This window comes from Marinifilum sp. D737 (assembly GCF_026672275.1).
In the GTDB taxonomy this organism is placed as follows: Bacteria; Bacteroidota; Bacteroidia; order Bacteroidales; family Marinifilaceae; genus Marinifilum.
This window is the reverse complement of the sequence record NZ_JANQCD010000004.1, coordinates 81,651-102,040: the sequence shown is the minus strand read 5'-3', so window position 1 is coordinate 102,040 and position 20,390 is coordinate 81,651. Positions and strand designations below refer to the sequence as shown.

At 33.9% G+C, this 20,390-nt stretch carries 18 protein-coding genes; 13 read left to right on the top strand and 5 right to left on the bottom strand.

All coding sequences use genetic code 11. From position 1 onward, the window contains the following. Positions 1–62: 62 nt before the first annotated feature. Positions 63–446 (bottom strand): hypothetical protein, encoded by a 384-nt coding sequence (locus NQ163_RS04560; RefSeq protein WP_268189097.1) that lies wholly within the window; start codon positions 444–446, stop codon positions 63–65. A 180-nt stretch (positions 447–626) separates the two neighbouring features. Here NQ163_RS04560 and NQ163_RS04555 point away from each other — a divergent pair, with 180 nt between their 5' ends. The 4 genes from NQ163_RS04555 to NQ163_RS04540 all read left to right on the top strand — a co-directional run bounded on the left by NQ163_RS04555 (position 627) and on the right by NQ163_RS04540 (position 4,451). Then, entirely contained in the window at positions 627–1,895 is a 1,269-nt protein-coding gene (locus tag NQ163_RS04555) for a sensor histidine kinase (protein ID WP_268189096.1), read from the top strand. Positions 1,896–1,900: 5 nt separating this feature from the next. Next, positions 1,901–2,599, top strand: a complete 699-nt coding sequence (locus NQ163_RS04550) for a response regulator transcription factor (protein WP_268189095.1) — start codon at positions 1,901–1,903, stop codon at positions 2,597–2,599. 72 nt (positions 2,600–2,671) lie between these two features. Then, positions 2,672–3,349, top strand: a complete 678-nt coding sequence (locus NQ163_RS04545) for a YggS family pyridoxal phosphate-dependent enzyme (RefSeq protein ID WP_268189094.1) — start codon at positions 2,672–2,674, stop codon at positions 3,347–3,349. Positions 3,350–3,446: 97 nt separating this feature from the next. Further along, positions 3,447–4,451, top strand: a complete 1,005-nt coding sequence (locus tag NQ163_RS04540; protein WP_268189093.1) for a dihydroorotate dehydrogenase-like protein — start codon at positions 3,447–3,449, stop codon at positions 4,449–4,451. A gap of 37 nt (positions 4,452–4,488) precedes the next feature. Here the strand turns inward: NQ163_RS04540 and NQ163_RS04535 are convergent, their stop codons facing one another. Continuing rightward, positions 4,489–5,010 carry a hypothetical protein gene (locus NQ163_RS04535; RefSeq protein WP_268189092.1) on the bottom strand — a complete coding sequence of 174 codons (522 nt, stop codon included), beginning with the start codon at positions 5,008–5,010 and terminating at the stop codon, positions 4,489–4,491. 206 nt (positions 5,011–5,216) lie between these two features. On the opposite strand from NQ163_RS04535, the gene NQ163_RS04530 reads away from it, so the two are divergent. Beyond that, positions 5,217–6,068, top strand: coding sequence for a hypothetical protein (locus NQ163_RS04530; RefSeq protein WP_268189091.1), 852 nt, complete (start codon positions 5,217–5,219; stop codon positions 6,066–6,068). A gap of 16 nt (positions 6,069–6,084) precedes the next feature. Continuing rightward, positions 6,085–6,516, top strand: a complete 432-nt coding sequence (locus NQ163_RS04525) for a hypothetical protein (RefSeq protein WP_268189090.1) — start codon at positions 6,085–6,087, stop codon at positions 6,514–6,516. 44 nt (positions 6,517–6,560) lie between these two features. Here NQ163_RS04525 and uvrA read toward each other — a convergent pair whose 3' ends face one another. Then, positions 6,561–9,344, bottom strand: a complete 2,784-nt coding sequence (gene uvrA, locus NQ163_RS04520; protein ID WP_268189089.1) for an excinuclease ABC subunit UvrA — start codon at positions 9,342–9,344, stop codon at positions 6,561–6,563. 194 nt (positions 9,345–9,538) lie between these two features. On the opposite strand from uvrA, the gene NQ163_RS04515 reads away from it, so the two are divergent. From NQ163_RS04515 to NQ163_RS04495, 5 genes are all read left to right on the top strand, one after another. Further along, positions 9,539–10,135 carry an RNA polymerase sigma factor gene (locus NQ163_RS04515; RefSeq protein WP_268189088.1) on the top strand — a complete coding sequence of 199 codons (597 nt, stop codon included), beginning with the start codon at positions 9,539–9,541 and terminating at the stop codon, positions 10,133–10,135. Positions 10,136–10,247: 112 nt separating this feature from the next. Next, entirely contained in the window at positions 10,248–10,487 is a 240-nt protein-coding gene (locus NQ163_RS04510) for a hypothetical protein (RefSeq protein ID WP_268189087.1), read from the top strand. 105 nt (positions 10,488–10,592) lie between these two features. Further along, entirely contained in the window at positions 10,593–11,447 is an 855-nt protein-coding gene (locus NQ163_RS04505) for an SPFH domain-containing protein (RefSeq protein WP_268189086.1), read from the top strand. 10 nt (positions 11,448–11,457) lie between these two features. Continuing rightward, a complete protein-coding gene (locus NQ163_RS04500) occupies positions 11,458–11,637 on the top strand; it encodes an Arc family DNA-binding protein (RefSeq protein WP_268189085.1) in 180 nt (59 codons plus the stop codon). A 172-nt stretch (positions 11,638–11,809) separates the two neighbouring features. Next, on the top strand, positions 11,810–12,613 hold the full coding sequence (locus tag NQ163_RS04495; protein ID WP_268189084.1) for a CHAD domain-containing protein: 804 nt from the start codon (positions 11,810–11,812) through the stop codon (positions 12,611–12,613). On the opposite strand, the gene NQ163_RS04490 is transcribed toward NQ163_RS04495, so the two are convergent. Continuing rightward, a complete protein-coding gene (locus tag NQ163_RS04490) occupies positions 12,610–15,009 on the bottom strand; it encodes a penicillin-binding protein 1A (protein WP_268189083.1) in 2,400 nt (799 codons plus the stop codon). The two genes, NQ163_RS04495 and NQ163_RS04490, sit on opposite strands and share 4 nt — an antisense overlap. A 219-nt stretch (positions 15,010–15,228) precedes the next feature. Between NQ163_RS04490 and NQ163_RS04485 the strand changes: the two genes are divergently transcribed. Beyond that, positions 15,229–16,365 (top strand): FIST signal transduction protein, encoded by a 1,137-nt coding sequence (locus NQ163_RS04485; RefSeq protein ID WP_268189082.1) that lies wholly within the window; start codon positions 15,229–15,231, stop codon positions 16,363–16,365. A gap of 4 nt (positions 16,366–16,369) precedes the next feature. Then, the gene (locus tag NQ163_RS04480; protein ID WP_268189081.1) at positions 16,370–18,508 is read left to right on the top strand and encodes a PAS domain S-box protein; all 2,139 of its coding nucleotides are present in this window, start codon (positions 16,370–16,372) and stop codon (positions 18,506–18,508) included. Between the two features lie 423 nt (positions 18,509–18,931). On the opposite strand, the gene truA is transcribed toward NQ163_RS04480, so the two are convergent. After that, complete coding sequence (truA, locus tag NQ163_RS04475; protein ID WP_268189080.1) at positions 18,932–19,738, bottom strand: tRNA pseudouridine(38-40) synthase TruA; 807 nt, start codon at positions 19,736–19,738, stop codon at positions 18,932–18,934. Between the last annotated feature and the right edge of the window lie 652 nt (positions 19,739–20,390).

The window sequence follows — 20,390 nt, the reverse complement described above, 5'->3', positions numbered from 1 at the left end:
ACCAAAACACATAAAAAAACCCTCCGGTTTTTCGAAGGGCTTATCTCTTGCTTGATAATAAATTATGACTTTTTCTTGCTTTCTTTTTTGCAATTTGAATCACATTTTTTCTTTGCGTTGGCTTCTTTCGAACATGATTTTTTACATTTTGAATCACATTTTTTTGCACTAGCTTCTTTTTTAGAACACTCCTTTTTGTCTTTGCAACATGCTTTTTTCTTAGAGCATTCTTTTTTAGAACAGTCTTTTTTCTTTGAACAACAAGCTTTTTTATCAGCTTTAGCTTCTTTTTTTACTTTCTTTTTATCTTGTTTTTGATCCTGATTCTGATCTACATCCTGAGTAAGTACAACATCGTTATCAGTAGAAATGTTAACTGGTTGAATTGCGAAACTTACCGCGCTAATTGCGAAAACAAATAATAGGCTCAATAATAACTTTTTCATTGTTTTAAATTTAAAATGTTAATTAATCCGTTTTGATTTTATTGAATTGTATCATAAAGAACGTAAAAGATCTTTTTGTCTGCTGTTAATGAATTGTTAAAGAAATTTAATTTTTTAAAAATTAAACTACCTTTGGATTGATTAATATACCCATTATTAAAGGAGTACAGAAGATATTAGATGATAAAAAAAGTTCAAAAATTAATTAACAGATTAAGTAATTATAGAATTCAGATATTCCTTGGCATATCAGTAGTCGTTCTAATTACTCTTCTATTAATACAGATAAGGTGGATAGGTAGAGCGCGCGATTTGAACGAAGAACAATTTAACCATAGGGTAGGTATGGCTTTACACGAATCGGTTGACGAATTTATGAAGGACCGAGAGAGATGTGAAGCTATGAGTGCATGTATGAATAAATCGAGATTTGATGCCAATGATAGTGCAAAATTAGAAAGTGAAGTGGAACGTTTGGATTCTATCATTAAGCAACAATTTCAAAATTACCAAATTCAATCAGCATACACCATTGAGGTATTATCTTCTGCTGATGAGCAGCCAAGAAGTAAATGTTTCTACTATAGTTTGCGTAAGGCATTAAGTCACGATAAAGCTGTACTGAATGTCTATTTTAATAAAAGAGAACAAAGTTTAATGGATAGTATGGGCAGTATGTTTATATTATCAGTAATGCTGATATTAATACTCTTTGTATTTTTTGGATTGACTGTTTTCTCATTTCTTAAGGACAAGAAAATTTTAGGAAGAACAACTGACCTTATCAATAATATTGCTCACGAATTCAAAACCCCAATGGCAACCATTGCTTTGGCTGGAAAGATGCTAGGGCGTGAGAAGGTTCATTCTCAATCGAATCAGGTAATTCATTATGCCAATATGATTACTTCTGAAAATGATAGACTAAAAAAACAAGTTGATCAGCTTTTAAAATTGTCATGTATTGATAGAGGAGAGTTGCAATTAAATTCAAATCAATTTAATGTGCATGAACTACTAAAAGAATGTATCGATTCTTTATCAGTTAGATTATCGGAACGAAAGGGAGAATTGATTATAAATAAAACAGCTGTAAATGATTTAATTACAGGTGATAGGGAGTTGATTCAAAATGTTTTTGTAAACCTTTTGGATAATGCCATAAAGTATTCTTCAGGAAAACCTGAATTGAAATTGGAAACCAAAAACAATAATGGAAGTTTACTTATTTTGGTTTCCGATAAGGGAATTGGAATGAGTAAAGAGGAGCAAAAACATGTTTTCGATAGATATTATCGAGCGCCAACAGGTGATCGTCATGATGTTAAAGGGTTTGGAATTGGTTTGTCATATTCCCGAATGATAATTGATGCTCATAAAGGTTCGATAAATGTTTGGAGTAAGAAAAATTATGGTAGTACCTTTACTGTTAGAATACCACAATCTTAAAATTTATGTCTACACTTGCAACAAAAAATATATTACTGGTTGAAGATGATCCTAATCTTGGGGAGGTTTTAAATGCTTTTCTTGAAATGGAAGGCTTCACAGTTAGCTTGGCTCGAGATGGGGAAGAGGGCTATGAAAAATTTTCCAAATCAAAATATAATATTTGCCTTTTGGATGTGATGTTACCAAAATTAGATGGGTTTTCTTTAGGTAAAAAGATTAGAAAAATAGACAAGGACATTCCTATTATTTTTCTCACTGCAAAATCATTAAAAGAAGATAAATTAAAAGGTTTTGATTTGGGAGGTGACGATTACATTACCAAACCATTTGATGAAGATGAGTTGGTTAGAAGAATAAATGCAATATTAAAAAGAACAATTTCTGTTCAGAATACTTCGGAATTATCTTTCAAACTTGGTAATTTTGAATACAATCATGTAAACCTAAGCCTAAGAATCGACGGGAATGAGTCTCGAATAACGCAAAAAGAAGGAGAGGTTCTTTACATGTTGCTTCAATCGAAAAATAATGTTGTCCGACGTGAGGATATCCTTGTAAAGGTTTGGGGCGAAAATGATTACTTCATGGGAAGAAGTTTGGATGTGTTTATTACAAAATTAAGAAAGCATCTTAAACCAGATCCACAGGTGAAAATCGAAAATGTTCATGGAGTGGGATTTATCCTGTCTGATGATAATTAATTTAACTTCAAGGTGAGACTTAAAACCGAAAAGTTGTAATTTTGAGTTCTAAAATTCAAAACTAGTATTGGTATGAGCATACCTCAAAAAATAGAAGAAATTAAAAAATCAATTCCGGAGAATGTAACTTTAGTTGCAGTTTCTAAAACAAAACCCAACGAAGCAATAATGGAAGCTTACGATGGTGGTTATAGAATTTTCGGAGAAAATAAACCTCAAGAGTTAACCAGAAAATTTAACGAATTGCCCAAAGATATCATTTGGCACATGATTGGTCATTTGCAAACCAATAAGGTTAAGTATATTGCTCCATTTGTTAGCTTAATTCATGCAGTAGACAGTTTAAAGCTATTAAAAGAGATTAACAAGCAAGCCTTAAAAAATGATCGTGTAATTGATTGTTTATTTCAGTTTCATATTGCTGATGAGGATACGAAGTTTGGCTTAGATTTAAACGATGCAGAGCTTATTATAAATTCTGAGGAATATCAGAATATGCAAAATATTCGCATTGTAGGTGTTATGGGAATGGCTACCTACACTGATGATGAAAATCAGGTACGTTCGGAATTTAGCAACTTGAAATCTATTTACAGCGAACTTAAATCGAAGTTCTTTTCAGGCGAGGAGAATTTTAAAGAAATTTCGATGGGAATGTCCGGAGATTATAAACTGGCTATTGAAGAGGGAAGCACAATGATTCGTGTTGGAAGCACCATTTTTGGAGCTAGAGATTATTCAAATAAATAACATTTGCCACAAAGTCCTTCGTTGATGAACCGAAATTATTTATTTAAATGATTATATTTGTTCGTCAACGATTGAAATTCAATAAAATCAAAATACTATGATAAATCTTGAAACCACTTATATGGGATTGCCTTTAAAGAATCCTGTAATTGTTAGTAGTTCTGGTTTAACCAATTCGGTAAGAAAGATTAAGATTATCGAAGAAAAGGGAGCTGGTGCTGTTGTATTAAAATCTTTATTTGAAGAACAAATCACTAACGAAGCCCGCCATCTTATTAGCAAAGATCCTACAAATGTTGGATATCCTGAAGCTGAGGACTATATCCAAAATTACATCAAGGGTAACTCGGTTTCAAATTATTTGACATTAATTAAGGAGGCAAAAGAAGCAGTTTCGATTCCTATTATTGCTAGTATTAACTGTGTATCGTCATCGGATTGGACTCATTTTGCCAAAGAAATCGAAAAAGCTGGTGCTGATGCCATTGAATTAAATGCATTTATCGTTCCAAACGATAGAAATATGAGTTCTACAAAGTATGAAGAGCTTTATTACGATATTTTCAATGCTGTTAAGAAAGAAGTAAATATTCCTATTTCGATGAAATTGGGTATGTACTTTACAAACCTGTTTTCTGTAGCAAATCGATTAAATGCTGATGGAGCTGATTCTGTGGTTTTGTTTAATAGATTCTACGAGCCAGACATTGATATTGAAGATTTGAAAATCACTAGTGCAGAGGTATTAAGTAATGCGAGTGATATTCGTAGATCTTTACGTTGGGTAGGAATGTTATCCGATAAAATTAAAGGTCTTGATATTTCTGCATCAACAGGAATTCACAGTGGGGAAGCTGCAGTCAAGCAGTTGTTGGCTGGAGCAAAAACCATTCAAATTTGTTCTACAGTTTACGAACATGGATTTGATCAGGTAACCAAAATTTTGGAAGAAATTTCGGCATGGATGACTAGAAAAGAATTCAAATCAATTGAGGAGTTCAGAGGGAAGTTGAGTTATGGAAACATTCCTGATTCTGCACTATACGAAAGAGCTCAGTTCATGAAATACTTTTCGAATAATGAAAAAGATGTAATGATCTAAAATAAAAAGGCTGAATCATTTGATTCAGCCTTTCTTTTTAAAATTGATCAAGAATGTGAATACATTCATGAATCATTCCTTTAATTTCTTCAGGAGCATTTGGAATTGCATCCTTTAATTTATCTTGTTCTTCAATTTTTATATCCGATTCAATTTTTCCAGTAAAGTTTTCAATTACTGTAAAAGCTTCAAAAGCAGTTTCAAAATCAGATTTGATTAATAAATCGGTAAACACACTTACATGTTTGGCAAAATCGATACTAGATTGCCAACAAATACCAGCTAATTCTTTCTGAATTGATTTGTACTGGTCATTAAGGATTGCTTCAATAAAAATCAGATCAGCATTTTTATCCTTAATGTCAGCCAAAAACTTTAAAATGGTATTTTTAACTTCTTCATCCGTGCTTTTTACCAATAAATCAAACAGAATTACAATATCTTCCAATTGTCCTTCTTCTCTTAGTTGATTGATCGATTTAGTAACAATTTTAGAATCTGAAGATTGTAGTTCCGATACTAATTTATCGTGTAATGCTTTTTTTGCTTTATCCGTCATTTTGTTTCCATTTGTATTTTGCAAAATTAATAAAATAAGCGATGATTAGTAGTGTTTGATAAAAATTGCTTTTTTAATAATAATTAAACTTATTTCTTGTGTCAGTATGTTTTTTTGTGGTTTTAAATGTTTTAGATATCCAGTTTTAGTAGATAAAAAATCGTATTTTAATTGGGCCTATAAATATTAACTCGTTATTGTATTTTATGAGAAAGATCTCTGTAGTTGGATTGTTGTTATTTTTATTTGCCTCTTGTAGTTGGAATTCTGCAGGGAAAAAGGAAAAAGAAATTCAATCTGAAAATTTAGAATATCAGCTAATGGCTGAAAATACAAGTAAAATGAAGAAGATATTCTTTGTTTTACCAAGTCCTATAGAAACTTCATTGCTAATTAACAAATCAGGTATAGTTTTTCAGAAGGATTTACTAAACTCCACAGAGAAATTGGCAGGTTATTCCACTAGTACTTCCAGAGCCATTGCCTTGGGAGTTTATTGTGCAGATTTAAGTTATTCAGGTATAAATGAACAATTTCAAACATCTATTGAATATTTAAATGTCACCAGAAATTTGGCCGAATCTTTAGGGATTTTAAGAGCTGTTGATCCTAAGAAAATTAAATTGTTAGAAGAAAATATAACGAACAAGGAGTTGGTGATTGATGTGATTTCTGAGGTGTATATGGAATCGCATGAGCAATTAAGGGAACAGGATAGGTATCTACTTTCATCTTTAATGTTAATAGGAGCTTGGGTAGAGAGTTTGTATTTGGCTACCCAAAGTGTGAAACCAAACGAGGTGAGTCATCAAATTTTAATTGAACGAATTTTAGATCAACAGCTGTCCTTGGAAAGTGTAAAATCTGTTTTAAGTGAAAACCAATCGAACCCGGTAATACAGCCAATTTATAAAGATTTATTAGATTTGGAGAGATTATTCAAAGAGTCGACTATATCAAAAAATAATGAGATGGATTTCTACGGTAGGGTTAATTTAGAAGCTTTTGAGCAACTTATTTTAAAAGTTAACGCTATAAGAGATTATATAGTCGATTAATAACTGATTAAATTTCATGAGGATTTTATTTACTATTTCCGTTTTATTTTTTCTTGCCAATACCAATTTGGTTTATTCGCAGTGCAAAGAATTTGCCAAAAAGGACTGTAAGCCTTTATTGGAAGATTATATACATGATGGAAACTATAATGGAATTGTTTTAAATGTTGATGAAGATGTTGAACTTCATAAAGCATTTTTTAGTGGACAAAAATATAGATTGGTAGTTTGCAAAGAAGATTTTCTGCCACCAATTCATTTTAAACTCCTAAATTCCGATTTTGAGGTTCTATTTGATAATAAAGACAGTGGATACACGAATAAATACGATTTTGAGCTGGAAGAATCACAAACTTTAATCATCTCGATGAAGTTTTTGGATGAAAATGAAGAATACGATAAAAGCATGAATGGTTGTGTGGTCGTGCTTTTCGGATTAAAAATATAATACCTAATATCATAAAAAAGGCTCCTTAATTAGGAGCCTTTCTTTTATAGTTTTTCTTTTAAGTATTTTCCCGTATAAGATTGTTTGCATTTGACTGCTTCTTCAGGAGTTCCCTCAAAAACAACCTTTCCTCCATTGTTTCCTCCTTCAGGACCAAGGTCAATTAACCAATCAGCACTCTTGATAATTTCCATATTGTGCTCAATAATAATCAAAGTATGTCCTCTTGCAATTAGAGCATTAAATGCATCCATCAATTTATGGATATCATGAAAATGTAGTCCTGTTGTTGGTTCATCGAAAATGAAAAGGCAAGGTTCTGCTTTTTCTTTGGCAAGAAAAGAAGCCAATTTTACCCTTTGACTTTCTCCGCCACTTAAGGTACTCGACGATTGACCTAATTTAACGTATCCTAAGCCAACATCAACCAATGGTTTTAAACGTTGTGCAATTTTCTTCTCGATATTTCCTTTTGACGCACTAAAAAATTCAGTAGCCTCATTTACGGTCATTTCCAAAACATCGTGGATGTTCTTACCATTGTATCTAATGTCTAAAATGTCATCTTTAAACCTTTTGCCTTTACAGCTTTCACATTGAAGGTAAATGTCAGCCATAAACTGCATTTCAACCTTTATAATTCCTTCTCCCTGGCACTCATCGCATCTTCCTCCATCAATATTAAAAGAGAAATGTGAAGCTTTAAAACCGGCATATTGTGAAGCTTTTTGATCGGCGAATAGTTTTCTGATTTCATCATATGCCTTTAAATATGTAACAGGATTCGATCGTGAAGACTTACCAATTGGATTTTGATCAACAAACTCTATGTTTTTCACCAACTGTAGATCACCTTGAAGTAAATCAAAATGACCGCTCTTATCGGAGTAACCTCCGTAGTGTTTTTTAAGAGCTGGATATAAAATTGTTTTCACCAAAGATGATTTACCAGAACCACTTACCCCTGTAATCACAGACATTACATTAAGTGGAAATTTGATATTAAGTCCTTTTAAGTTATTTTCTCTTGCGCCAATAATTTCAATGTAATTGTTCCATTTTTTTCTGTTCGAAGGAACCGGAATATTTCTTTCTTGCGAGATGTATTGTGATGTTAAACTTTCGTTTGATTTTTTTAAGGCATTCAGGTCACCTTGAAAAACAACTTCACCGCCAAGTCTACCAGCATGTGGGCCAATATCAATTACATGATCTGCAGCCAGAATAATGTCTTCATCGTGCTCAACCACTATAACCGTATTTCCTAAATCTCGGAGTTGTTTAAGAACTTTAATCAATAAATCGGTATCTCGCGAGTGAAGACCAATACTTGGTTCGTCGAGAATGTAGAGTGATCCTACCAGACTACTTCCCAATGATGTGGCCAAATTGATTCTTTGAGATTCTCCACCAGATAAACTACTTGAAAGACGATTTAGGGTAAGATATCCCAAGCCAACATCAGAAAGAAACTGTAGACGGTTTTTAATGTCTACCAAAAGCCTTTTGGCAATTTGCTCTTCGGTTTTGCTTAATTCTAAATTCTGAAAGAAACTATTTAGTTCGGTGATTGGCATTAACACCAAATCCTGAATATTTTTCCCACCAATTTTAATATAGCCAGCTTCTTTCTTTAATCGAGTACCTCTACAATCTGGACAGGTGGTTTTACCTCTATATCTCGATAGCATTACACGATATTGAATTTTATATTGCTTAGATTCCAGGTATTTGAAAAAAGCATTCAATCCTTTAAAGTGCTTGTTACCAGTCCACAATAAAAGCTTTTGTTCCTCACTCAATTCAAAATATGGTCGATGGATAGGAAAATCAAACTTATCGGCAGCATAAATCAATTGATTTTTCCACTCCTGCATTTTTTCTCCTTTCCAACAAACTACTGCATCATCATAAATGCTAACTGTTTTGTTAGGAATTACCAAGTCTTCATCAATTCCAATTACCTTCCCAAAACCTTCACATTTCGGACAAGCACCAACTGGATTGTTAAAACTAAAAGTATGTACATTAGGATCTTCAAACTCAATTCCATCCGCTTCAAATCGATTCGAAAAAGAATGAGTTTCTCCTTCAAACATTACCAAACATTCACCTTTTCCTTCGTAAAACGCAGTTTGCAAGGAATCCGCTATTCTGTTCTTCGTATCTTCGTCGGAAGAGACTCTTATTCTATCAATAACGATATGAATTGGCTTATCTGCAGGAATGATTTCTGGTGCTTCTAGAGCATCGAAAATTTTGTGAATTTTGCCATCAATTTCAATACGCGAAAATCCTTGCTTCGAAAGTACTTCAAGTTGTTCTTTTTTGCTTCTGTCGCCATTTAGCATTTCTGCCAATATCATCACTGGCAAATCTTCTTTCTGCTTCAAAATAAAATTAACAACATCACTGATGCTATGTCGTTTTACCAAGGAATTTGAAATTGGCGAATAGGTTTTACCAATTCTTGCAAAAAGTAATTTTAGGTAGTCATATATTTCAGTAGATGTTCCAACTGTAGATCTTGGATTTCTAGTATTCACTTTTTGCTCAATTGCAATTGCAGGCGGAATTCCTTTAATAAAATCTACCTCAGGTTTGTCTATTCTACCAAGAAACTGACGAGCGTAAGCTGATAAACTTTCCACATATCTTCTTTGGCCTTCGGCGTACAAAGTATCAAATGCAAGTGATGATTTACCTGATCCGGAAAGTCCGGTAATTACAATGAATTGATTACGATGAATCTTTAAGTCAATGTTTTTTAGGTTGTGTACCCTTGCACCTTTTATATGAATAAAATCTTCTGAAAATTTCTCTGCCATCTGTATTTTAATCTGCTCCTAAATGGAGATGAATTTATATCTTGAAATCGAATTTCCAAAGTTATTTAACTTCTAAAGATTTTCAAATCTCAGGAAAAATTAGTTTATTGCATACTGTTACCAATTTATAAACCCCAAAAAAAGGAGATACTGCTTATAGAAAAACTTTTACGCTGTTTAAAAACTAAATAGTTGTGAATTTGAGACAAAATAATCCTACCGATTATGATCTCGTGAAGCAGTATATTGATGGTAATCATGAATGCATTGATACATTAATCAATCGTCATAAGGATAGAACTTATACCTATATCTATCTTATTGTAAAAAATCATCAGCTTACCGAGGACATTTTTCAGGACACTTTCATAAAAGTGATCCGATCGTTGCGTTTGGGCAAATATCAAGACAATGGTAAATTTCTAGCTTGGGTTTTACGCATTGCACACAATTTAATCATTGATCATTTTCGAAGAGAGAAACAAAGTAATACTTTCTCGAAAGATGATTATGAATTGGATATATTTAACTCCAATAAGTATTGTGAGGGCAATTGCGAAGATGAATTGATTCGTGAGCAAATACATGATGACATAAGAGAGTTGGTTCGGGAACTGCCCGATGATCAGAGAGAAGTTGTGATTTTAAGGCACTATAAAGGATTAAGTTTTAAGGATATTGCCGAACAAACCGATGTAAGTATTAATACTGCATTGGGTAGAATGCGATATGCATTAATTAATATGAGAAAGATTATCGAAGAGAGAAATATGACTTTAACCTTTCATTAGTTTTTTATTTGATTTTAGTAGGCCGGAAATATTTTCCGGCTTTTTTTGTTTTTGGAATACTAAATGAAAATCATAGGCGTTTTAGAATAAAATAAATTAGCCAATTATGCCTATGAATGAAATTTACGCTTTGTTACAACATGATGTTTTATTTTCACCTGAGGAAATGCTTACTCTACTTGAAAGAATTTCGGATTTAAACCTGTTTGATTCATCAGATTTATACAATTTACTCGATGAATTTAAGGTGAAAGCATCAGGTGAAATAGTCGAACGCATAAAAACATTTAATCAATCAACGGTTAATGTTGATTTAAAAATTCCTGATATAAGGGAGTTAATGTTGAATTAAAAAAAATCGGAACAATCACTGTTCCGATTTTTTTTATGCCTTGTTTTTGTTAATTCTAAAAATAATTGTAAATTGATATCAAAATAATATCAAAAAGATTCAACTATGAAACAAGAACAAACTTTTACGGCCATTTCGGGTTTTGCAATGTTATTTGTATGTCTTCTTCTTCTTGCTGGAGGGATATTGGGTACTATATTTCTGCGAAACCCATTTTTTATGTTACTCATCTTCGTATTGATGATCTGTCTGCCGGGATTTACAGTGGTTAATCCAAATCAATCTGCTGTGTTGGTTCTTTTTGGAGCTTACAAGGGTACGATTTTAAAAAATGGATTTTTCTGGGTAAACCCTCTATTTGTAAAAAAGAAGATATCTTTGCGAGCAAGAAACCTCGATAGTGATCCCCTTAAGGTGAACGATAAAATAGGTAACCCAATTATGATTGGAGTTGTATTGGTATGGAGAGTTCAGGATACTTATAAAGCAGCTTTTGATGTGAATAATTACGAAAATTTTGTTTCCATTCAATCTGAAGCGGCAATTCGACATATGGCAGGTGCATATCCTTACGATAACTTTGAAGATGAAAAGGCTGAAATTACTTTAAGATCTGGCGGAAATGAAGTAAGTGAATTGTTGGAGCAGGAGTTAACGGAACGATTGGCGATTGCAGGAATTGAGGTTATGGAAGCAAGAATCAATTATTTAGCTTATGCTTCCGAAATTGCAGGGGCCATGTTACGAAGACAGCAGGCCACAGCGGTGGTAGCGGCACGCTTTAAAATTGTTGAAGGTGCTGTAAGTATGGTAGAAATGGCATTGGAAGAACTTGCCGATAAAGATATTGTAGATTTGGATGAAGATAAAAAAGCTACCATGGTTAGTAATTTAATGGTTGTGCTTTGTTCAGATAAAGATGCAACGCCAGTATTAAATACTGGTAGCCTGTATCAATAATAAATAGAATATGACTAAAAAGAAATCATTTGTTCTGCGTTTGAGTCCTGAGATGTTTAAGAAGTTGGAGAAATGGGCTGTTGATGAATTTCGCAGTACTAACGGTCAAATTGAATGGATATTAAACAAAGCGCTTAAAGAATCGGGCCGGTTAAAAGATGAAAAAAAGAGTGATGATCACTCTGAATAAATAGTTAATTCAGTTATGCAAAGACCATCTAATATAGATGGTCTTTTTTATTTGTATCCATTTAAGAATATTATTTTAAATTAAACAAAAAGTATTTGCTCAAATTTCATTTTACTAATTTTTTGATTTTGTGTATCTTGTATGTAATTGATAGGGGACTTATACTATAGATATGAATAAATTAAGCACGTTTTACAAGAGAAGATTTGATGCATTTTTAATGCATCTTACAGAGGCTAAAAGTCTGAATGAGGATAATGTACACAAGTTACGTGTTGACATTAAATATATGAGAAGCTTGCTTTTACTGGTGGAGGCACTTCACTTGGATACGATTATTATTGGAAAGTTGTTAAAGCAATTAAGACCTGTTTTTAAGTATTCAGGTCGTTTAAGGACTATTCAGGTTTGTAAAAGTTTAGTCTTGCAACACAATGTAAAGAATCAAGAGAAAGTAATTCAGATTTTAGAAGAGAATCAGTCGAAGATATCAAATGATTTTGTTGTAGCATTAGAAAAATTTAAGCTTGATAAATTTAAAAAGCGGATGGAAAAGCTTTATCAGGTTTTGGAAAGAACATCTAGCACAGAATTAAGAGAGAAGGCTGATAAAATTATTCTTGATGAGTTAGATTTAATATACAAACTATGGGCTTCTTCGAGAGGAGAAGAGAATTATCACGATATTCGTAAGTTTTTCAAAATCATTAAATCCTTACTCCAATTATTAATTGACGTAGAGAGTTCTGAAGATCTGGAAAGAGAATACAAAGTTGTAAATGAAACAGAATCTACTCTTGGGAACTGGCACGATCGAGATGTTCTGGATAAGAAGTTAGCTAAAATTCAAAGCTTTGCTCCAAATCCAGAATTTAAATCATTGGTTCGTGAAATAAAGAATAAAAACAGAAGTGAAAAGAATACTCATATAAAAGAATTCAAACAACAAATGCTTACTAATTTTTTAAAGCGCTAGTCTTTGTTTTTCTTCTTAAAAATATTCTTAATCCTTTGGTAAATTGATTTTTTCTCGGCTTTTCTTTTTGCTCTTCTGGCTTTGCGTTCCATGAGTTTATCGCGATCCTTTGCTTTAACGCCAAAAATATTCTTAAGAAATCCTGAGTCTTTAGGCATGTAGTGTGGGATACTTAACTGAGCCAGAATATCACTATCAGGTTTGCGAATTGAGGCATAACTGTAGTTAGAGAATTTGCGATTACGACTTAGTTTGTGCATGAATTTACCATATATTGGCAAAGCCATACTTGCACCTTGTCCTAAAGTTAAGGAGCGGAAGTGAACACGCATGTCATCGGCTCCAACCCAGGCACCAGCTACTAAATTGGAATTGTAACCAATGTACCATCCATCTGCATGTGAATTTGTAGTTCCTGTTTTACCAGCCAAATCGCCTTCGAGTTTATAAACATTTCGTAGTGTTTTACCAGTTCCGCTATTTACAACCGCCTGCAGCATGTGATTAATGATATCTGCATTCTGAGGAGATAACACAAATCTATTTTCATCTCGTTGTTTAGATAAATCAGCAATTAAATTTCCATTCTTGTCCTCAATTTTTACCAGGTAATAAGGATCAACATGTACACCTCTGTTGGCTAAAGTTGCATAAACTTGAATCATTTCGAACAGGGAAATATTGGCAGTTCCCAATGCCAAAGATGGAACTTTAGGCAGGTTGCTATCTACTCCCATTTCTTCGGCCAGAACAATTGCATCCCGAATGCCGGTTTGCAAAAGTACATCTACTGCAATGGTGTTTACCGATTCAGCCAAAGCACCTTCCATACTGTAGCTGCCCTCATATTTGTTGTCGGCATTTCTAGGTGACCAATTATCGTACTCTTCGTAAACTTTTCTTTCGTTAGGTAAATATACAAATGGAGATACTCCTTCTTCCAGAGCAGCAGAGAAAACAACAGGTTTAAATACAGATCCTACTTGTCTTTTTGCAGTAACATGATCGTATTTGAAATGATTAAAATCGATCCCTCCAACCCAGGCTTTTATTTTTCCTGAGTGTGGTTCCATAGCCAAAAAGCCTGTGTTTAAAAGTTGAACGTAGTGTTTAATTGAATCGTTAGGCGACATGTTTACTTCCTTTTCACCAGACCAGGTGAAAATTTTCATGTCTATTTTTTTATTGAAAATCTTGTTGATTTCTTGTTCCGATTTACCAGTTTTTTTCAACTTCTTGTAACGATCAGACCTGCGTTTGGCATCAGTAAGAATGTCTTTTTTATTGTCCCAAGGTTTAGAACTTCCCCAATGCTTGTAAAACAAATCCTGAAGTCTCTTTAAATGTTCACTTACCGATTGTTCAGCATATGCCTGAAGCTTGGAATCCAAAGTTGTGGTAATCTTCAAACCATCTCTGTAAATGTCATAATAGCTTCCATCATCTTTAGGGAAATCAGCTAATATTTTATTCGCTTCAATTCTAATTTTTTCTCTTAAGTATGGAGCTAAACCACTTTTCGAAGCCTGATTATTATATCTTAATCCCAATGGCAAAGCTTTCAGTTGCTTTGACTGTACTTCTGAAATATATTCATATTTTGCCATTTGATTCAAAACAACATTACGTCTTTGTTTTGATCTCTCAGGGTGCAATCGAGGATTGTAGTAAGTTGGAGCTTTTAGCATTCCGATTAATACGGCACATTCATGAGTTTTTAAAGCGGAAGCTGGTTTGCTGAAAAATTGTCTGGATGCACTCTCAATTCCAAATACATTTTCGCCAAAAGATACAGTATTTAAATACAGTTGTAAGATTTCCTTTTTGGAGTATATTTTTTCTAGTCTCGATGCAGTTATGGCTTCCCTGATTTTATTAACAGGCATGGTTAAGGCACCAAAACGTTTTCTGGGATATAGGTTTTTGGCAAGTTGTTGACTTAGTGTACTTCCTCCACCAGAACTTCGATCTCTCATGATCAAAGATTTTACCAAAACACGTAGCATACTTCTTTGATCAACACCTTGATGTTCGTAAAAGCGAGCATCTTCGGTTGCAATTAATGAGTTAATCACATTGGGAGAAATATCCTTAAAATTGACATTGGTTCTGTTTTCGGCATAAACTCTACCTAGAATAGCACCGTCTTCAGAGTAGATTTCAGAGGCGTCAGCATTTTTAATGTTTCGCAAAGTATAATAATCTGGCAGTTTTCCCCAGAACCCCAGGTATACCGTTGAAAACAGCAAGCCAATACCAACAAGAGCAGATCCTATTGCCAATAATCCCAATCGAATGATATATGACTTAAAACTTCTTTTCTTTGCTTTTTTCTTTGTAGAAGTCTTTCTTTTGGAATTTGTTTTTCTGCTTGTTGTTTTCTTTGCTTTTGCCATATTTAAAATTCTTGATGCTACTATTATTCAACGAATTTTCACAATAAAGATTATATCTTCTTGCAAAACATTACTCATTGGAAGTTCAAAAATAGTGATAAAAACTAATTTTTTGATTAACTTATGTAACAGACTTTGCTGTGAATCGTATTAAAATGTTGACGAATAATTTAAAATTCACTATTAAGTGGAATTCTACTACCTATTTACACCTATAGTATGAAAATTGATAAGCTGAGAATTAATTCAATTGATGAATTGCCGAATATTAAAAATCTACGTATTAAAGCTGACCTGATATTTGTTTTTGGATATCGAAAACTAATGTTGGATGAACCATTTACATTAGCATTGAAGAATCATTATCCAGAGGCGGTTTTATTTGGTTGTTCTTCTGCTGGTGAAATCTCCGGAACCGAAGTGATAGATCATTCTGTGGTGATTACTGCAATTGAATTTGAAAATTCGACGGTGAAGTTAGAATCCATTCAAATAGAAGAGAATTCTGATAATACACTGTTAGGGACTAAGTTATTGGATAAACTGGATAAGAACGGTTTAAAGCATGTTATGATTCTTTCTGATGGATTGAATATAAATGGTGCTGAACTGGTTGATGGAATAGAAAATACATTGCCTGGAAATGTTACGGTTACCGGAGGTTTAGCTGGTGATGGTAGTGATTTCAACGAAACGGTTGTGTATGATAAATCTGGTAAGCCAGTGTCAAATTGTATTGCAGCCTTAGGCTTTTATGGCGAAAAGATTTCTGTAGGTTATGGTTCAAATGGAGGATGGGACAGCTTTGGACTGGAAAGGTTGGTAACCAAGTCGAAAGGAAATATATTGTATGAATTGGACGGAAAACCTGCCTTACAGCTTTACAAGCAATTTTTAGGAGATAAAGCAGAAGGTTTACCAGCATCGGGTTTACTATTCCCTTTAAGTTTACGAGAGGATGGAATTCAGGAACCAGTGGTTCGTACCATTTTAGGGGTAAACGAAGAAGATCAATCGATGACTTTTGCTGGATGCATTCCTGAGGGCGCCTATGTGAGGTTAATGAAAGCCAATGTAGACAGGTTAATTAATGGAGCCGAAAATTCTGCGATAACTACTACCGAAATATTACCAAAGGACATAGCTGAAATAGCCATTTTGATTAGTTGTGTAGGTCGTAAATTGGTTTTAAAGCAGCTGATCGAAGAAGAGGTGGAAGCAGTTTCGGATGTAATTGGTAAAGATGTGTGTATTACTGGGTTTTACTCTTACGGAGAGATCTCTCCATTTCGCAAGAACACACCATGTAAGTTGCACAATCAAACCATGACAATTACTACAATTTCTGAAAAATAAAACAATGCATCGACTACTTAAAAGACAAATCAGGAAATATTTATCAGAAGAGGAGCAAGAAAAATTCAAAGACTTTCTTGATGTGATTAATGATGCATATGTTGACTTTGATTCTGATATCAAGCAAATTGAAAATATTCTTGAAGAAAGTTCACAAGAATTGTTCAATGTAAATCGTGAGCTTAAGAAAAATCTGGAAAGCAAATCAGCCGAGGTTAAAACAACAAGCTCAAGACTGGAGTCGATTGTTGATAATATTAATGAAGTGATTTTCCAAGCCAATATCGAAGGTGAATGGATGTATTTAAATCCGGAATGGTCGAAAATTACTGGCTTTGATTTGTTGTCGAGTATTGGTACAAATGTTTATGAATTTATTCATCCTGATGATATTGAGTTGTGCAGGTTGAAATTAAGATATTTGCTCGAGAATAAAGAAAAATCCAATCATTTTGAGGTTCGTTTTGTTACCAAATCGGGTAGTTACAAGTGGTGCGAAATCGAAGAGCGATTAATCATAGGTGAAGATGGTAAAGCAACTGGATTATCGGGCTTTATAAAAGACATTTCGCAACGAAAAAGTTTAGAAGAAGAAAAGAATGAAACTGATGAAAAATTCAGGATGATATTTGAAAAATCATCGGTAGCATATCTGATTATTAAAGAATCGAGATTTTTAGATTGCAACCAGGCTTGCTTAGATCTTTTTGGAGTGAAATATCGAAGGAATTTCATTGGTAAATTTGTAAAAGATTTTTCACCGGAATTTCAAGCTGACGGTTCCAGATCATCCGATAAGGCAATGGATTTTATTTACCAAGCCAGAAAAAAGGGTTTTAATAAATTTGATTGGATTCACATGAAGGAGGATGGAATGGAATTTCCTGTTGAAGTAATTTTGAATCCTGTACATTTGGCCGAGGATAATATTCATTTTGTTGCACTTCACGATTTATCAGAAAGAAAAAGAGTAGAATCGGAATTGATTGCTGCCAAAGAAAAAGCCGAAGAAGCTACAAAAGCCAAAGCGCAGTTTCTGTCTACCATGTCACATGAAATACGAACGCCAATGAATGCTGTTATTGGCGTTACACATTTGTTATCGGAAAATGACCCGAGAGAAGATCAGTTAAGTAACCTGAACATTTTAAAACTGTCGGCTGATAATTTAATGACATTAATCAATGACATTTTGGATTTCAGTAAAATTGAAGCTGGTAAGATTGAGTTGGAGAAAATCGACTTCAATTTTAGAAATTTTATCAATAATGTGACTGCCGGATTTTTTATGAAGGCAAAAGAAAAAAGCTTGGAATTTCTTGTTGAAATAGATCCTAAAATTCCTGCTCACCTTACTGGTGATCCTACTAGATTATCTCAAATTATAACCAATTTGTGTTGTAATGCCATTAAATTTACCGACGAAGGTAGAGTGCATTTAAAGGCTGATTTTAAAGGAGGGTCAGACGATAAAGTGAATATTCAATTTGAAATTAACGATACCGGAATTGGAATTCCGACGGACAAAAAAGATCAAATTTTCGAATCATTCTCGCAGGCAGATTCCAATACCACAAGATTGTATGGTGGAACCGGATTAGGATTAGCCATTACAGGTAAGTTGATACAACTAATGAATGGTAGCATTGATGTGGAAAGTGAAGCAGGAAAAGGAACCTCTTTCTTTGTGAATGTTAGTTTAAAAATCAGCTTGAAATCAAAACCTAAGCTTAGTTTTTCCGATGAACACTTTACAGGTCGTGAAAAACTGAAAGGGATGCATGTGTTGGTGGCGGAAGACAATCCTATGAATGTTTTAATTATAAAACAATTCCTCAAGAAATGGAATGTTACCTACGATATTGCCAAAAATGGTAAAATTGCTTTTGAAAAAGTACAGGAAGTTGACTATGATATGGTGCTTATGGACTTGCAAATGCCAGAAATGGATGGTTATGATGCTTCTGAAAACATTCGAAAACTAGAAGGTGAAAAGTATCAGAATTTGCCAATTATAGCTGTTACAGCATCTGCTTTTAACGAAATACGAGCTAAAGTAATGAGTGCAGGGATGACTGATTTTGTAACCAAGCCAATAAATCCTGAAGAATTGTATGTAAAGTTGGAGAAGTATGCTGATTGAAGCTTCAAGCTCCAAGTCACAAGCCTACTAAGAATTTCATCTCTTTGTGAAGTGTAGATGTATATTTGTTTGTTCGGACTGCGGTAGGGGCATGGGAAGGACAAGCCGCTTATCCGCAGGATAAATTTTAGTAATCCCGAAAGCTTTCGGGAGGGGAAGCTGATCCCGAAATAGATTTTGTAAGCATTTGAGAAGCAAATGCAACAAAAATCATAATCGGGAGAAGATCACTCCGCCGCACTTAAATTTTTCAAGTAGAAGTGGTTTGGGCTTACTCGCCCTTCCCGAAGCTTCGGGATTGCTTACGTTCTAATCAATGCAGAAAGTAAGAGCCGTGCGGCTTGAGCATTAAATGATGATAATTGTTTTTTGAACACAATATAGTTTTTAACGGTTGTGATAATTAAACCTATAAAAGGAGAGCTAAACAAGAATCCAGTCTTTCAAATCCATCATGATACACTGATTGGATAAATTTTTCTGTTCTAAAAAGGGATATTTAATTTCTGATAGGTACAAGCCCTGTGGATATGCCAAATTCAATGGGGAAGGCGTAATTTGTTGGCTCAATTGCTGTTCAAATTCCTCTACGCTCATTTTACCTTGTCCAAGCTCAAGCAGTTGATGAACAATGATTCGAATCATTCCTTTTAAAAAGCGATTGGCAGTAATTTCGAATCGCAAAGAACCTGTGTCAGCACTCTTGAAAACTTGTGCTTTGCTTACTTTGCAAATGGTATGATTGTGTCGATCGGGCGTTTTGCAGAAGGCACGAAAATCCTTTTCGCCAATTAAGAGTTGGGCAGCCAATTGCATTTTCTTACTGTCCAGATCAAGAGAATAAAGCGAGGAGATATCGCTCAAATACGGATTCTTACTGGTGTGAATAAAATAATTGTAAGTACGCTCACTGGCGCTATGTTGTGCATGATTTTGTGGCTCAACCAACTGAAAATCGAAAACAGAAATATCGGGCGGAAGCATTCGGTTAATGGCAAACAATAGATTATCATCAATCTGGTGACTCACATCGATATGGAAGTAATATTGCGATGCGTGAACGCCGGCATCGGTTCTGCCGCAACCCATGCAATGTATTTTTTCCTTCAGAAACTTGCTCAACACATCCTCAATGCTTTCTTGCACACTTGTAGCGTTAATCTGCTTTTGCCAACCTCTGTAATTACTGCCTTTGTAGGCGATATGAAAAAAATACCTGTATTTCGACATGAATTCTTGATTTATTCTATACTCTCACGATCTGCTAAACTTGGATGTGCCCAAAGGTATGAATAATTACAATGACAGGATGAGAAGTGTTGAATGTATAGGATTATAGATATAGTGAACTATTTGTAATCTCTATCAGCTTTAGTTGAGTACAAAATATTACCAAAGAAAAATCCCGAACCTGTTCAAAGTTCGGGATTTTCTCTAAGCACTATTTACTAACCTAAATCCAATTCTATGAAAAAACATCTCTGTTTTGTATGTTACAAATGTAGGGTAGAAGAGTGCTAAATGGATTGAATAAAAGTTAATGAAACTTAAAAGTGATTAGAATATTGTGATTCATATCACGGTGCGCTGCACCTCATTAAATATATAAATGTGTAGTTCTATAAATGTTTCGCAGCTCTGCTGCTTTATTCTTAAAGAAATTTAGGTACGGAGTACCGGAATATTTATAGAAAAATTAGAATGAAATGAAAAAAGGTACAGCGTACCGTAATATTTAGTTTGCATGAACGTCGCACCAACTATTTCCATTTATTCCAAGCTTAAGTTGAGGGCAGAATATTATAAAAGAAAAATCCCGAACCTGTTCAAAGTTCGGGATTTTCTCTAAGCACTATTTACTAACCTAAATCTAATTCTATGA